This is a genomic window from Aureimonas ureilytica (assembly GCF_001475935.1).
Lineage (GTDB): Bacteria > Pseudomonadota > Alphaproteobacteria > Rhizobiales > Rhizobiaceae > Aureimonas > Aureimonas ureilytica_A.
The window spans coordinates 38,579-53,951 of the sequence record NZ_LDQA01000016.1 but is presented as its reverse complement, the minus strand read 5'-3'; the positions used below and the strand labels follow the sequence as shown (position 1 = coordinate 53,951).

General features: G+C 63.7%; 13 protein-coding genes and 1 tRNA gene. 9 read left to right on the top strand and 5 right to left on the bottom strand.

Annotation, left to right across the window (positions count from 1 at the left end; genetic code table 11):
• Positions 1–54: 54 nt before the first annotated feature.
• The gene (locus NS365_RS07055) at positions 55–585 is read right to left on the bottom strand and encodes a DUF2059 domain-containing protein (RefSeq protein ID WP_058599575.1); all 531 of its coding nucleotides are present in this window, start codon (positions 583–585) and stop codon (positions 55–57) included.
• 94 nt (positions 586–679) lie between these two features.
• A complete protein-coding gene (rpiA, locus tag NS365_RS07050) occupies positions 680–1,375 on the bottom strand; it encodes a ribose-5-phosphate isomerase RpiA (RefSeq protein ID WP_058599574.1) in 696 nt (231 codons plus the stop codon).
• Between the two features lie 249 nt (positions 1,376–1,624).
• On the opposite strand from rpiA, the gene NS365_RS07045 reads away from it, so the two are divergent.
• Both NS365_RS07045 and NS365_RS07040 read left to right on the top strand, forming a co-directional pair.
• Positions 1,625–2,395 (top strand): HAD family hydrolase, encoded by a 771-nt coding sequence (locus tag NS365_RS07045; RefSeq protein WP_082684483.1) that lies wholly within the window; start codon positions 1,625–1,627, stop codon positions 2,393–2,395.
• 110 nt (positions 2,396–2,505) lie between these two features.
• A tRNA-Val gene (locus NS365_RS07040) sits at positions 2,506–2,580 on the top strand.
• A gap of 249 nt (positions 2,581–2,829) precedes the next feature.
• Here the strand turns inward: NS365_RS07040 and NS365_RS07035 are convergent.
• Both NS365_RS07035 and NS365_RS07030 read right to left on the bottom strand, forming a co-directional pair.
• Positions 2,830–4,098: a D-tagatose-bisphosphate aldolase, class II, non-catalytic subunit gene (locus NS365_RS07035; protein ID WP_058599573.1), complete on the bottom strand. Its 1,269-nt coding sequence runs from the start codon at positions 4,096–4,098 to the stop codon at positions 2,830–2,832.
• 1 nt (position 4,099) lies between these two features.
• A complete protein-coding gene (locus tag NS365_RS07030) occupies positions 4,100–5,086 on the bottom strand; it encodes a tagatose kinase (RefSeq protein WP_058599572.1) in 987 nt (328 codons plus the stop codon).
• Between the two features lie 353 nt (positions 5,087–5,439).
• Here NS365_RS07030 and NS365_RS07025 point away from each other — a divergent pair, with 353 nt between their 5' ends.
• From NS365_RS07025 to NS365_RS06995, 7 genes are all read left to right on the top strand, one after another.
• Positions 5,440–6,720: an ABC transporter substrate-binding protein gene (locus NS365_RS07025; protein WP_244498391.1), complete on the top strand. Its 1,281-nt coding sequence runs from the start codon at positions 5,440–5,442 to the stop codon at positions 6,718–6,720.
• Positions 6,721–6,907: 187 nt separating this feature from the next.
• Positions 6,908–7,798, top strand: coding sequence for a carbohydrate ABC transporter permease (locus NS365_RS07020; RefSeq protein ID WP_058599570.1), 891 nt, complete (start codon positions 6,908–6,910; stop codon positions 7,796–7,798).
• 11 nt (positions 7,799–7,809) lie between these two features.
• Positions 7,810–8,637, top strand: a complete 828-nt coding sequence (locus NS365_RS07015) for a carbohydrate ABC transporter permease (protein ID WP_058599569.1) — start codon at positions 7,810–7,812, stop codon at positions 8,635–8,637.
• 11 nt (positions 8,638–8,648) lie between these two features.
• Positions 8,649–9,773, top strand: a complete 1,125-nt coding sequence (locus NS365_RS07010; protein ID WP_058599568.1) for an ABC transporter ATP-binding protein — start codon at positions 8,649–8,651, stop codon at positions 9,771–9,773.
• Positions 9,774–9,807: 34 nt separating this feature from the next.
• Positions 9,808–10,578 carry an L-iditol 2-dehydrogenase gene (locus NS365_RS07005; RefSeq protein WP_058599567.1) on the top strand — a complete coding sequence of 257 codons (771 nt, stop codon included), beginning with the start codon at positions 9,808–9,810 and terminating at the stop codon, positions 10,576–10,578.
• A gap of 67 nt (positions 10,579–10,645) precedes the next feature.
• Positions 10,646–11,656 carry a zinc-dependent alcohol dehydrogenase family protein gene (locus tag NS365_RS07000; RefSeq protein WP_058599566.1) on the top strand — a complete coding sequence of 337 codons (1,011 nt, stop codon included), beginning with the start codon at positions 10,646–10,648 and terminating at the stop codon, positions 11,654–11,656.
• A 122-nt stretch (positions 11,657–11,778) separates the two neighbouring features.
• Positions 11,779–12,801 (top strand): LacI family DNA-binding transcriptional regulator, encoded by a 1,023-nt coding sequence (locus tag NS365_RS06995; protein WP_058599565.1) that lies wholly within the window; start codon positions 11,779–11,781, stop codon positions 12,799–12,801.
• Between the two features lie 12 nt (positions 12,802–12,813).
• On the opposite strand, the gene NS365_RS06990 is transcribed toward NS365_RS06995, so the two are convergent.
• Entirely contained in the window at positions 12,814–15,114 is a 2,301-nt protein-coding gene (locus NS365_RS06990; RefSeq protein ID WP_058599564.1) for a mechanosensitive ion channel family protein, read from the bottom strand.
• Positions 15,115–15,373 lie beyond the last annotated feature (259 nt).

Genomic DNA, 15,373 nt, shown 5'->3' with positions numbered 1-15,373 from the left:
AGGGCGACCGAGTGGCCGCCCTTATGAATCCTTATAGCGGACGATTCGCGATCGTCACTTCGACTTTGCGGGAGCCGCCGCCGTCGCGGGCGCGAGCTTCTGCATCCCCTTCATGGCACTGTCGCGCAGGTCGCGAACAATACCGTTGGTCCAGACATCGGCGGCCGCCATCATCTCGCGCGTCGCCTGCGGACCCTGCTTGATCAACTTGCGGCCGGCTTCCGAATTGTAGAACTGCGAGATCTCGCGCAGCTCCTGTTCGGTGAACATCTTGGCGTAAACGCGGGCGATCTCGTTTTCCAGATCGGCGCGGCGCGGCGCAAGGGCGATCGCGCTGTCATCGACCATCTCGGAAATCTTCGACTGAAGATCCGGGTTGTTGACGATCAGCTCCGCCTTGATCTGCGTCGCGGCGTTGAGAAGGATCTGATCGAACTGTTCGCTCGTGTCGATCGCGTCCACAGCCTCACGCGCGGCGGCGAGATGCGACGGGCTAATCTCCTGCGCCAGAGCGGGCGAGACCGCGAGACCCACGAGGGTCACTGCAGCGAAGAGACCGCCACGCAGCGTTTGGCTGAAAACCATCGGACTTCCTACTCCATCAATTCCTGATCGGCGCACCCGTGCCAAACTCCGGTTCGAGCCGCAAGCCCCGAAATCCCGATGCGACCGGCGCGCCTCACGCGGCGCCGAGCCGCTCGACCCCTTCCGGCCCGGCGAGGAGCACGGAGGACGCCAATCCGAGAAAGAGACCATGCTCGACCACGCCCGGAATGGCGTGCAAAGCAGCAGACAGGGCTTCTGGATCGGGAATGAGGCCAAATGATGCGTCGATGATGAGATGTCCGCCATCGGTGATGAAGGGCTTGTCGCCTACCATGCGAAGCCGGATGGAGCCCGAAAGCCCGAGCATCGCGCTGGCCTTCTCGATCGCCAGCGTCGTGGCCAAGACGCCGAAGCCGTTCACCTCGATCGGCAGCGGGAAGGCGCCGAGATGCTCGACCTTCTTGGACGCATCGGCGATCACCAGCATCCGCGCCGAGGCGGCCGCCACGATCTTCTCGCGCAGAAGCGCGCCGCCGCCGCCCTTGATCAGACGAAGCCTCGCGTCCACCTCGTCGGCCCCGTCGATCGTCAGGTCGAGTTCCGGCAGGTCTTCCAGCGTCGCCAAGGGAATGCCGAGTTCGCCGCACAGTTTGGCGCTGCGCTCAGAGGTCGGCACACCGACGATCCGCAATCCTTCGGACACGCGGCCGGCCAGAGCGCGGATAAAGGCCTCGGCGGTCGATCCGGTGCCGATGCCAAGCCGCATTCCGGACTCGACATGAGCGAGCGCCGCGCGCGCGACCTCGTCTTTCATCGCTGCCGCATCCATTGCTCGATCCCTCCATGACGCACGTTCTCGGAAGTGGCTTTACGCCATCGAGCCGCTGCCGCCAAACGCTCAGGACGAATCCTTCATCCGCTCACCGCCGATCAGCCCTAACGGTTTGTTGATGGCCTGACCGCCAGACTGTGGCTCGCCTGCGTCAAGCGAAGGCCCGAACGGCGTCCCGATCCTTCATTGAGCCCCGTGCGGGCCTTGTCCGCTTGACCCTCCCTGCTTTGAGGCCAAAGTCCGATCATGAGCGCAGCCCTCCCGATCCATCGTTCCTCGGTCCACGAAGCCCACTTTTTCGAAGCGGCAACCGGAGGACCATCGCAGCGGACCATCGTCTTCGATCTCGACGGAACGTTGGTGGACACCGCGCCCGACCTCGCGGGCAGTCTCAATCATTGCCTGTCCCGTATCGGCCTCCCCCCGCTTCCTTTGGAGATCGTGCGTCCCCATGCCGGTCACGGTGCGCAGGCCATGCTGCGTGAGGCCTACCGGCTGGCGGAGCGCCCGCTTGGGGCGGAGGAACTTGCCGAGCAGACAGCGTGCTTTCTGCAACATTACGAAGCCCATATCGCAGTGGAATCCGCGCTGTTTCCCGGTGGCATCGCCGCGCTGGATCGGTTGAGCGAAGCCGGGCTGACGCTTGCGATCTGCACCAACAAGACCGAGCGTCTGGCGCGGCGGTTATTGGAAGAAATGGAACTCGCGTCGCGCTTCCCGGCGATCTGTGGGGCCGACACGTTCTCGGCGCGCAAGCCCGATCCGATTCATCTGTTCGGCACGATCGAACAAGCGGGTGGCTCGGCGTCAAACGCTCTCATGGTTGGCGATACCAACACGGACATTCTCGCTGCGCGGGCGGCGGGCGTGCCATCCATACTCGTGCTGTTCGGTTACGATCCGGGCTCGGAGGCCCGTTCGGGCGCGACCTGCTCCATCGAGCGCTTCTCCGATCTGACCCCGCATTTGATCGATTCGCTTTTCGAACCTCGCGCCTTGCGCGTTCAAGCGGTGTAAAAACAGAGACTTGGCGCACGCAGGCTGAAAAACGCATTGATCCGATTGACGCCCGCGCCGTTCGCTTCTATACGACCACTCACCGCTGGCCGACAATAAACGGCAAGAGCGGGCGCGTAGCTCAGCGGGAGAGCACCTCGTTCACACCGAGGGGGTCACAGGTTCGATCCCTGTCGCGCCCACCATTCAAATCACCGTATAAGCTAAGCTGTAAGAATTGCTGACAGGCTTCACCGAGCCCTACGGCGACACGATGATCCCGCAGGCGATGCGTTTGATTGCGGCGGCGATCCTCCCTCCGATTATGAACTGACGCCCGCCATCGGTAGCAAGCGGCTCCATAAGGGAAGTCGTTTATCGGACTATGACTCGCCGCGAGTGTCGAAAGCGAAGGGCAAACCGTGTCGCCCCTCGTTTCCGAGCCTTTTCGGCGCTTACGCCCGGCAGGCTGCGGCGTATGTGGCGAGCTCGCGATCGACGGACGCAATGAGGATGTCGTCCACGCTTCCGGTCTGCCCGAGCCCAACATCCAAGAAAGGCAGGAACTGGCGCATCAGAGTTTCGGGGATCACGCGCCCGTCCAGCGCATCACGCAAGCGAGCGACGGCAGCTTCCGCCTCCGGGCGATTCCAGTAATAGCGAATGCGGTCGCTATAGCTGTAATGGCGCTGCAGCGCCTGCTCGGCATCCGTGCCGTGATAGTGCCCCTTCCAATCCTTGGGCTCGCGCAGCATGAGATGCTCCATGGCGGCGCGCAGCGGCCGGTCGCCGTAGGTCGGCTCCAACTCGCTCGCCACGAGATCCAGCCCGTACAAGGCCTCGCGCAGAGCGAAGGTGAGACCCGGCCCGACCTTCAAGATCGCATAGCCGTCCCGCACCAGAGCCGTCAGTGCGGCCTGCGACTGATAGTCGGTGGAGTGCGCTTCGAAGACGAGCTTGGGCTCCTCTTCCAGGACAGCATTCAACAAGGAGGCATTTTCGGGGTGATAGGGAATGACGTTCTCGCTGCCGAACTCCACACCCGGCTGAACCACGACGCCCAGGACTCGCTCGAAAACGCCGTCCAACCCGCGCTCTGCAAAAATTCGCCGATGAACCTCGATCGTATGCCGCGCCGCTTCTGGCGCGGTGGGCTGAAGATCGCTGAGAGCGTGGTCGGCTCCGCCGGGCACCGGCACTTCTGTCCCGATGATATAGAGCGGAAGCGGCAGGCCCTTTTCTCGGGCCACGGCGTCCGCCCGGCTGGCCAGACGCGCAGCGCGGCCCGCCGTCGTCTCGTCGTCCAACGCCACCGGCTCGCCGAGGCACCCCATGGACGCGTCCAGATGAATTTTTCGGAAGCCGGCGGCGACATAGGCTTCGACCATCGCCTCCGCCTTTTCCATCGCGGCCTCTGGCGCATCACCCTTCCAGGGATTGGGTCCGAGATGATCGCCGCCAAACACGATCCGCGCCGGCGCCAACCCTTCCTCGTCAGCGATCTGCAGAACGAAGCGCACGAAGTCGGCCGGTTGCATCCCGGTATAGCCGCCAAACTGGTTTACCTGATTGCAGGTCGCCTCGATCAGCACATCGCTCTCATCCAGCACCGCGCGGCGCAAGGCGGCGCGGATGACGATCGGATGCGACGAGCAAACGGACGTGACGCCGCGCGGATGGCCGGCGCGCAGGTCGCCCGCGAGACCAGTGAGAAAAGACGACATGTCAGGCCCTCGATGTGTTGGCGATGAAGGCGTCGAGTTCATCGAAGCTGCCCGCGCCTTCCATCGGGCCTTTTCGGGTTACGTTCCGCGCGCCAGCGGCATTGGCGTAGAGGAGAGCGCGGTCCGGCGGAAAGCCCATGCGCCGGCATGTGAGATAGGCCGCGCCGAAACAATCCCCCGCACCCGTCGGGTCGATCTCTTCGACTTGGAAAGCCGCGCCATCCGTACGCTCGCCCGAATGCCGGAAAACCGTCGCACCCTTGTCCCCTCTCTTCAGCGCGATCTCCGACACGCCTTGATCAAAGAGAGCTGCGAGAGCCGCCTCCTCGCCCTCGCAGCCAGCCGCCGCAAAGAGTTCGTCCCCGGAGGGGAGCAGGAGATCGGCTTCGGCCACGATTGCTGCGAATTGCCCAGCCGCCTCATGGCTGGAAAGCAACTCCTTGCGGGCATTGGGATCGAGCGACACCGAGCCGCCGCACTCCGCGATCCGATCCAGTCCGTAGCGGATCAAGTCCCAGGCGCCGGGAATCGACAGGGCCGAGCCCATGACGTGAAGATGCCCTGCCCGATCCAGAAGCGCCTTCGCGGCATCGTCCAAACTGATCTGTCCCGCAGCCGAGCGCGTCAGATTGAAGACGAAATCGCGCGCACCGTCCGGGCGATAGCGCACGAAGGCGCTGCCCGTGGGAAGCTCGGGGTGAATCGAGATGGCGGAAACATCCGCACCGTCGCGCTGCAAGCGCTCAATGTTCAACCGTCCGAAATCGTCATGACCCACGCAGCCGACAATGCCGGCCGCACCGCCGAGGCGCGCCACCTGATCGATAAAGATGGCCGGCGCGCCGCTGGGGTAAGGGCCCGTCAAAGGCTGCGGCTCCAGAAAGCCGACGCCGGGCGTTTCCGCCATGATCTCCACCAGGATTTCCCCGATCGTCACCGTCGGCCCGAGGGCTTCGGGGGCGAGACCCCGCGCCGTGCGAATCGTCATGTCATCTCCCTCTCGGCCCCCCGCGCACTCCTGGAACATGTTCGCGTCTCAGTCCCAGTCATGCTCGTTCGGGGCTTCTCACAGACTGTCGAAGCCCTGTTCAACTGTCAATCAAAGTTTACGCGCGAAAAGCCTGTCGGCTGATTGGTCTCGTGGCTTTCAGACACCATCGCAGCTAACGCACTGCAGCGGAGCTCAGTTTGCAGTGCGGCGAGGAATTATTGGTTTTCGCACAAACGATATGGGTTACGGATTTGACACATTCTTTTACGCGTGCATAGTTTCGCGCAACGCATCGTAGGAGGAGGAACACTATGCGGATCAAGCGGACTGCGTGGTTGACGGCGTGTTCGATGGCGGCGCTCGGCTTTTCGGCGAGCCTTGCTTCGGCGGAAGACATCACGATCGCCACGGTCAACAACGCCGATATGATCGTCATGCAGAAGCTCTCGCCCGAATGGGAGAAGGCGACGGGCAACAAGATCAACTGGGTCGTGCTCGAAGAAAACGTCCTGCGCCAGCGCGTTACCACCGACATCGCGACCGGCAGCGGGCAGTTCGACATCATGACGATCGGCGGCTACGAGACCCCGATCTGGGGCAAGGCCGGCTGGCTGACGGCTCTGGACGATCTCGGCAGCGACTATGACTATGCCGATCTGATCGCCCCGGTGAAGGCGGGTCTGACCGTGGACGGCAAGCTTTTCGCCGTGCCGTTCTACGCCGAAAGCTCCTTCACCATGTACCGCAAGGATATCTTCGAAGCGGCCGGGATCAAGATGCCGGAGGCGCCGACCTACGATCAGATCGCGGAATACGCGGCCAAGGTCACCGACAAGTCGAAGGGCGTCTATGGTCTCTGCCTGCGCGGAAAGCCGGGCTGGGGCGAGAACATGGCCTATCTCGGCACACTCGTGAACACCTATGGTGGCGAGTGGTTCAACATGGAGTGGAAGCCGCAGATTTCCTCCCAGCCCTGGAAGGATGCGATCGGCTGGTATGTGAAGGCCATGGCCGATTATGGCCCTCCCGGCATCACGTCCAACGGCTTCAACGAAAATCAGGCGCTCTTCGCCACCGGCCATTGCGCCATGTGGATCGATGCGACCTCGGCCGCGGGCCGCCTCTACGACCCCAAGCAGAGCCAGGTGGCGGACAAGATCGCTTTCACCAAGGCACCTGTGAAGGTGACCCCGAACGGGTCATCATGGGCGTGGTCCTGGAATCTGGCCGTTCCGAAATCGACCAAGAAGGCCGACACGGCAAAATCCTTCGTGAAATGGGCGACGTCGAAAGACTACATCAAGCTCGTTGGCGAGAAAGAGGGCTGGGTGGCCCTGCCGCCCGGCACGCGCCAGTCGACCTATGACAACCCGAACTATCAGAAGGCCGCCCCCTTCGCCGCGACCGTGATCAAGGCGATCGAATCCGCCGATCCGACCAAGCCGACGCTGAACCCGGTTCCGTATACGGGCATCCAGTTCGTCGCGATCCCCGAGTTTCAGGCCATCGGCACGCTCGTCGGTCAGGCCGTCTCTTCGGCGGTCGCAGGGCAGCAGTCGGTGGACGCCGCACTCGATGGCGCTCAAGGTCAGGTCGAAGCCATGATGGAACAGGCCGGCTACCCGAAATAAGCGGATCGGGCCGGCCTTTCGAGGCCGGCCCTCCATCACCCTTATCCGCCTGTGTCGAGGCTGTTCGTTGAACTCCGGGCTCGCCCCGGATGTCCGAGCTGCGTTCGGCGACTGCCGTGTCGACCGCGAACCCCGCATGGGTTGGTGATCGGATGGCCAAGCCTTTCGTTTCGAGGGAGAACCGATCATGAGCGCCGTCGCTGCCGCTGGTCGATCCAGACGCGCCGTTCGAACCGGGCCGCTTCTCGCGCCGTCGGTCGTCCTTCTTCTCGCCTGGATGATCGTCCCACTGGCGATGACGCTGTGGTTCTCGTTCCAGCATTATAATCTTCTGAACCCATTCCTGACGGGCTTTGCGGGTATTTCGAACTATCGCTTTCTCCTGAAGAGCGCCGGGCTCTGGAACGCGATCGCCAATACGCTGATCATGACCGGCTCGGTTCTGGCGCTGACCGTCGTCTTCGGGACGCTGCTGGCCGTCGTCTTCGATCAGGACTTCAAGGGACGCGGCATCGCGCGCCTGCTGGTCATCGCGCCCTTCTTCGTCATGCCGACCGTCGCCGCGCTGATCTGGAAGAACCTCCTGATGCACCCGGTGAACGGCTTCTTCGCCGCGATCTTTCGCAGCGTCGGGCTGACGCCCATCGACTGGTTTGTCCAATATCCGATGCTGTCGCTGATCATGATCGTGGCATGGCAATGGGTCCCCTTCGCCACGCTCATTCTGATGACGGCGATGCAGTCGCTCGACCGCGAGCAGATGGAGGCGGCGAGGCTCGACGGCGCGCGCGGGCTGGTGATGTTCCGCCACATCATCCTGCCTCATCTCCTGCGGCCGATCTCCGTCGTGGTGATGATCGAGACGATCTTCCTTCTGTCGGTCTTCGCCGAAATTCAGGTCACGACATCGGGCGGCCCGGGCTCCGCGACCACCACCCTCACCTATTTCATCTACCTGAAGGCCCTTCTTCAGTGGGACATCGGCGGAGCCTCCGCTGGGGGCGTGGTCGCCATCCTTCTCGCCAATGTCGTCGCCGCGGTGCTGATCCGCACCGTCGCCCGCAACCTCGAAAACTAGGAGCGCGATCCATGGCCAAACGACGTGCGAGCCGCGCGACATTCTGGGCCGGTGTGGTCGGCTGGGCAGCGGCGCTGCTGATGTTCTTCCCGATCTTCTGGATGGCGCTCGCCGCCTTCAAGACCGAGATCGATGCCGTGGCGACGCCGCCGAAATTCTTCTTCGAGCCGACGCTGGAGAATTTCGCCGCCGTGAACCAGCGCGCCGACTACATGCGCTATGCCATGAACAGCGTGATCGAAAGCATCGGCGCGACGGTCGTCTCGCTCGCCATCGCCGTTCCCGCCGCCTATGCGGCCGCCTTCTATCCCGGCCCGAAAACCAAGAATCTGCTTCTGTGGATGCTCTCGACCAAGATGCTCCCGGCGGTCGGCGTCCTCGTGCCGATCTATCTCCTGTTCCGCGACACGGGGCTTCTCGACTCGCGGCTCGGCCTCATCATCGTCTTCACCCTGTCGAACCTGCCGATCGTGGTCTGGATGCTCTATTCCTTCTTCAAGGAAGTACCGCACGAGATCCTGGAGGCGGGGCGCATGGATGGCGCCAAGTTCAAGGATCAGATGCGCCATCTCCTCCTGCCGCTGACCCTGCCGGGCATCGCGTCCACAGCGCTTCTCTCCACGATTCTCTGCTGGAACGAAGCCTTCTGGAGCCTCAACCTGACGGCCTCGAACGCGGCTCCGCTGACGGCCTTCATCGCCTCCTTCTCCTCGCCCGAGGGCCTCTTCTGGGCCAAGCTTTCGGCGGCCTCCGCCCTCGCCGTCGCCCCCATTCTCGTCTTCGGCTGGATGACGCAGCGCCAGCTCGTGCGCGGCCTCACCTTCGGCGCCGTCAAGTAAGGAAGTTCCCCATGGCCACTTTGCACCTTCGGAACGTCAAGAAGTCCTTCGCGGCGGTGGACGTCATCAAGGGCGTGAATCTCGACATCGCAGACCGCGAATTCGTCGTCTTCGTCGGGCCGTCCGGCTGCGGAAAGTCCACGCTTTTGCGCATGATCGCGGGGCTGGAAGAGATCACCGAAGGCGATCTCGACATCGACGGCAAGCGTGCGAACGACATCCCGCCCGACGAGCGCGGCCTAGCGATGGTGTTCCAGACCTACGCGCTGTATCCGCATATGAGCGTTCGCGAGAACATGGCCTTCGCGCTGAAGCTCGCCAAGGTTCCCAAGGCCGAGCAGGATCGCAAGGTTCAGGACGTCGCCCGCCTTCTTCAGCTGGAGCCCTATCTCGACCGCAAGCCCAAGGCGCTGTCCGGCGGCCAGCGCCAGCGCGTCGCCATCGGCCGCGCCATGGTGCGAGAGCCCAAGGTCTTTCTGTTCGACGAGCCGCTCTCCAACCTCGACGCAGCGCTGCGCGTCCAGATGCGCATCGAGCTCTCGCGCCTGCACGAGCGGCTCAATGCGACCATGATCTATGTCACGCACGATCAGGTCGAGGCCATGACCTTGGCCGACAAGATCGTCGTCTTGCGCGACGGGCGGATCGAGCAGGTGGGCACCCCGCTGGAACTCTATCATCACCCGGTCAACCGTTTCGTCGCGGGCTTCATCGGCTCCCCGAAGATGAATTTCCTCGACTGCGAGGTCGTGAGCACCGGACCGGAGGGCGTCACGGTGCGCCTTCTTTCGGGCGCGACGCTGCAGGTGCCCGTCTTTGGCGAAGGGGCTAGGCCCGGCGAGAAGCTCCAGCTCGGCATCCGGCCGGAGCATCTCTCTCCCGGCGGGCAAGCCATGCTGCCCGGCGAGATCGTCGTGATCGAACGGCTCGGCGGCCAGACCTATCTTTACATCCAGGCCGGCAATGGCGACCTGATCATCGCGGAGGCGGGCGGCGACAGCACGGCGCGTCTGCACGAGACCGTGCAGCTCAGCTTCGACCCCAACGCGGCTCATCTCTTCGACGGCAATGGCCACGCCCTGCCCCGGCTCCATCGCCATGCGCTAGCCGGATCGATCCCCAAAGCCGTCCGCTGACTCCTCCCCAAGCCCTTCTCCCAGGGAATATTCCATGAGACTTCAGAACAAGATCGCCCTCATCACCGGCGGCGCGCGTGGCATCGGCCTCGGCTTCGCCGAAGCCTTCGTCAAGGAAGGCGCCAAGGTCGTTATCGCCGATATCAATATCGAGCGCGCTCGCACGGCGGCTGCCGGAATCGGCCCGGCCGCAACGGCCAAGGCGCTGGATGTCACCAAGGTCGAGGAGATCGAAAAACTCGTTGCCGAAGTCGATGCCGAGTTCGGCGGCATCGACATTCTCGTCAACAATGCCGCGATCTTCGACATGGCGCCGATCAACGCCATCACCGAAGAGAGCTACGAGCGCGTCTTCGACATCAACCTGAAGGGGCCGCTCTTCATGATGAAGGCGGTCTCCAACGTCATGATCCAGCGGGGTCGCGGCGGCAAGATCATCAATATGGCGAGCCAGGCGGGACGGCGCGGCGAAGCGCTGGTGACGCTCTACTGCGCCTCCAAGGCCGCGGTCATCTCCGCCACGCAATCCGCAGCGCTGGCTCTCGTGAAGCACGGCATCAATGTGAACGCGATCGCGCCCGGCGTGGTGGATGGCGAGCATTGGGAAGTGGTGGATGCGGAGTTCGCCAAGTGGGAAGGGCTCGCGCCCGGCGAGAAAAAGGCGCAGGTCGCCAAGTCGGTGCCCATCGGCCGCTTCGCAACGCCCGACGATATCAAGGGCCTTGCCGTGTTCCTGGCTTCGGCCGACAGCGACTACATTCTCGCCCAGACCTACAATGTCGACGGCGGCAACTGGATGAGCTGAAGCTCGCGGTGTGCCGGCGCACGCGCGTCGGCACGCCTCCTCTCAAAGCGTTCCCAAGGTCGATCCCATGAAGGCCATTCATTTCGTCGGCAAAGGCGAGGCGCGCTTCGCCGACTTGGCCGAGCCCGAACTCCAGCCCGGCCATGCGCTGATCCGCGTCATGGCATCCGGCCTCTGCCATACCGACATCGACGTGCTCCATGGTCGTTACGGTTCGAGCGCCTTTCCTGTCGTGCCGGGGCATGAATATGCCGGGATCGTGGAAGCGGTAGCCGACGACGTGACCGGCGTGTCGGTAGGCGACCGGGTAGCTGTCGATCCGAACATTCCTTGCGGCACCTGCCGGGCTTGCCGGCGGGGTCTCACCAATCTCTGCACCGATCTGAAGGCCTATGGCGTCACGCATGACGGTGGCTTTGCCGAATTCAGCGTCGTAAGAGCCAAGCATCTGCATCCGATCGGCTCGCTTCCGTTCGATCGGGCGGCGCTCGCCGAGCCGCTCGCCTGTGTCCTCAACGGACTGGGCGCATCAGGATTCGAAAGCGATCCGCGACGCCCGGAGAAGGCCCTCGTCGTCGGTGCCGGCCCGATCGGCCTTCTGCTCGCGCTTGCGCTGAAGGCACGCGGCGTCGAAACGGTGTCGGTGGCCGATCTCAACGAATCCCGTCTCGCCTTCGCCGACAGTCTCGGCCTCGCCGCCCTGCCTTCCGGCTCGGATCAGCTGAAAGGACAACGGCAGGGCTTCGATTTCGTGGCGGATGCGACCGGCGTCGCGGGCGTTGCCGAGAGCCTGATCGATTATGCGAGCGATGGCGGGACCGTCCTGTTCTTCGGCGTCTGTGCGCCGGAGGCGCGCATCGCCATCTCGCCCTTCGAAATATTCCGACGGCAACTCCGCCTCTGCGGCTCGCATTCGCTGAATGGCCAGATCCAAGACGCCTTGACGCTTCTCCAAGCCGATGACGGAACCATGGCGCGGCTCGTTTCGCACCGCTTGCCCATGGCTGAGATGCTGCCCTTTTTCGAGAAAGGCGGCGCATCCGCAGCCACCATGAAGGTTCAGTTCGCGGCAGGCTGATCGATCGCGTCTTGACGGAGACGGCGCGTCTGTGTGGATCGAGACGGGGGGCCTATGGGCATGGACCGGAGCCGAGAGCACCGGTCGGAAAGGACAGAGGAATGGACAGGCCGGTCAGGACGATGGAGGATTTTTCCGTATTCGTCGGCCTGTCACGTCCGACCGTCTCCAAATATTTCAATGACCCCAATTCGGTTCGCCGCAAGACGCGCGAGATGATTGAAGCGGCCATCCGCGAATCCGGATTTCGGCCGAATATGTTCGCGGTCAACCTGAATCGTCGCCGCTCCAATATCATCGGAATGCTCATTCCGACATCTGCCGACCCGTTCTACAACGCCCTGACCCGGCGCGTGGAAGCGATCGCGCGGGAGGAAGGCTACCTCACCTTCGTCCTCTCGTCGGATGGCGACCCGGAACTGGAAGAGCGCGCTCTGGAAACGCTGACGTCGATGAACGTCGCGGGGGCCGTGGTCGCGCCGCTGGGGCTTCATTCCCGCGCTGCGGCGCTGGAGCGCTTCTCCGCCTCGATCCCGCTCGTCTATGTGGACTTGCCGCTGGATGAGGGTACGGCCTTCGTCGGGACCGACAATCGTCGCTCGTTTCAGATCATGGTGGATTATCTCTGCCGCTCCGGCACGCCGCCCTGCTTTCTCGGTATGCCAGAGGTCAACAGCAACGCCTCCAACCGCCGCCTCGCCTATATCGAAGCCATGGATCGGTTGGGGCTCCAGCCTCATGTCGTGCCGATCAGCGTCGAGCTGACTTGGGATTTCGAAAGCTTCGGCTTTGACGAGGTGTCGCGCATCCTGCGCGAGGACGGGTTTCCGACTTCGACCCTCCTCTGCGCCAATGATCGCGTCGCCTTCGGAGCGCTGTCCGCCGCTTGGAAGGCCGGAGTGAAGGTCGGGCACGAGGGCGACAGCGCGTTGCGGATCGCCGGGCATGACGATCATCCGCTCTCGCGCTTCGCCAGTCCGCCGCTGACCACGGTGGCGCAGAACTATAGCGAGATCGGCGGGCGAGCCATGGCTATCCTCCTGCGCAAGATCGCCGCCGAGCGGGAAGGCGATCCCGACCTGGACGCCGCGGAAGAGGAGCACGTGCTCCTCCCCTCGCAGATGGTGCTTCGCGAATCCGCCTGACGGCGCTCTCGGTCAGTTGGCGACGACGCGCAGCGATTGATCGTCGTGGACGGCGATGCGCTGCTCCGCCGCGAAGAAGCGGATATGCTCGTCATCCAGTCGGCGCTTCAGCCGTCGATTGAACTCGCGTCCGACCCCCCATTGCTGGAGCGGCTTGCAGCGGATCGCGCCCTTGATCACCACGCCCTCCCGCGTGAATCCGTCCACGCCCCACATCTCGATCGGCGCCAGCATCATGTCCCCATAGGTCGCGTCCGTCAGGAGATCGCGGCCGACCTCCTGCATGATCTCCATGGTCCGGTCCACGTCTGCGCCGAAGGCGATGGAAACGTTGAGCGGAAAGATGCCGAAGCCGCGCGAATTGTTCTGCAAGGCCTTGATCTGGCTGAAGGGCACGGAATGAAGCGCCCCGTTTCCGTCGCGGATGCGCACGGTGCGAATCGTCAGGCCCTCGACCGTGCCCGTCCGATCTCCCGTCGAGATGACATCGCCCACCGCGATCGTGTCCTCGAAGATGATGAAGAAGCCGGTGATGACATCCTGCACGAGCTGCTGCGCGCCGAAAGAGAAGGCCAGGCCGATGACGCCCGCGCCGGCCAGAAGCGGCGTGACGTCCACACCGATATTGGCGAGCATGGCAATCACCGTGACGACCGACAGGACGACGAAGACGAGATTGCGCAGGAGAGGCAGAAGCGTGCGAATGCGGCCCGAGCGGTTCCGCGTTCGGCCTCGGCTGTCGGTCGGCTGAAGCGAATGCGTGACGGCCGTGTCGATCGTCGTCCAGATCGCATAGATCACGGCCGGCACGAGGACCAGCGACAAGGCAGGGCGCAGGAAACGCTGCCCCCGCTCCGAGCCGAGCCAGCCGGCGAGATCGAACCCCCAGACATCGACCGCCTGCACCAGAACGAAGGCCGCCACGGCGATCTGGAAGAGGAGGTGGAAAATATCGAGATAGCGCAGCATGATGGCGCTGCGCAACGTCACACGCCCACGGCCTATGCTGTCCGCCATGCGCTTGAAGCCGGCATTGGCGACCGCCAGCAGGGCAAGGCCGCCGAAGATGTAGAGTAGCGCGCCCGAGCTTTCGAGAATGAATTGGCCGTTGCCCGTGCCGGTGATGCGCGCGACGACATTGGCGACGACGAAGGCCAGTGCGACCAGATGCCAGGATGCCGCGAGAGCATGGAAGGCCGACGAGAAGATGCCGGACGAATGGTCCTGCCCCTCCCGGTCGCGGTGGCCTCGGATCAGAAGGCTACGCACTGTCAGGCGATGGCGCATGATGAAGGCCGCCGTCAGCACGGCGAGGCCGAGGTCGATCAGCAGCGAGGCGACGTCTGCCACGTCGAAGCCCACGACCACCCGCAGCGAGAACTCGCGCAGCACGCCCGCCGTCGCCGCCAAGGCCGCGAGAAGGCCGACCCAACCCAAAAGCCGCCGCTGCGCATATCCGACGAGACGCCAACCCCGAGAAGGCCCCAGCGCCATCAGGAGATAGTAGAGAATCTGGCGCGTCGCGAGCGCGGCGAAGAGCGGCGAGAAAAGCGCCAGGAACAAACGCCCGTCTTGCCAGGAGGGCGCGAAGGCAGCCGCCCAGCCAGAGGCCGCAGCCACCACTAGAAACAGCGGAATGAGGCCGAACGGAACGCATTTCGCGATGGCGCGCGCAATCTGGAAGGCCGTGCCCCCCGGCCGTTGTTGCAACTCGCGATGGCGTCGCAGCCAGTTGTTGCGAAACAGGATAAGAACAAGGCCGATGACCACAGCGGCGCCCGGCAGAGCCCATTGAAGGAAGTCGATCGTGGCCTGCCCACCAAGCGAGCTGTCGATGCGCGCCTGAAGCTCATCCACTGCGCGACCGAGCTTTTCTTCCACGGGAGCGCCGAGGCTGGTGGCTTCCATGCCCTGCCCGCTTTCCGCGAGGCTGGAGGAGATTGCGCCGATCAAGCCCTTGTCGCCGATGATCGGCGCGGCCTCGTCCTTCGCCGGCGCCTCGGCGGGCGCGCCGGTCGCCTTGCCAGCGTCGGCCGTGCCAGAAGAGTTGGTATCCAACGCGCTCTCCACCGAGCGCAATTCGTTCAGAAGTGCGGCCCGCCTCGTATCGTCGGACAAGAGGCCGATCACCCTCTGGAGGGCGTCACGATCGGCCTGAAGATTCGTCTCCGCGCTGGCGGCGGTTTCCGATTTGGACGCTGCGGCCGTCGTGAGTCCGGGGATGGCGGGGATTTGGGCCCATGCCGTCGATGGGAAGCCGAGTGTCGCAAGAAACAGGCAAAGCGTTGCGATCGCGGCGAAGAGCTTCTGCAAGGAGGCCTCGTTCGGTTTCGCTCCGGACCGCAACGCGAAATCGCTGCCACTCAGCGATCATCAAAGCGTCCGGGTCGAGCGCTGTCGGTTTGTCAAAGCCGGGCGGAACTCAAGCCCGTCGAGATGCGGGGTCAACCGCCTTTGATGCTGCCATGCAGCAAAAGAATGGTGAGCTTTTCCCGATCGTCAGCCCCTGAATCGAAATTATATGAGTTCACGCAGGCGTGATTTCTTCAAACCCCGTCGGTCGACGCCCTCA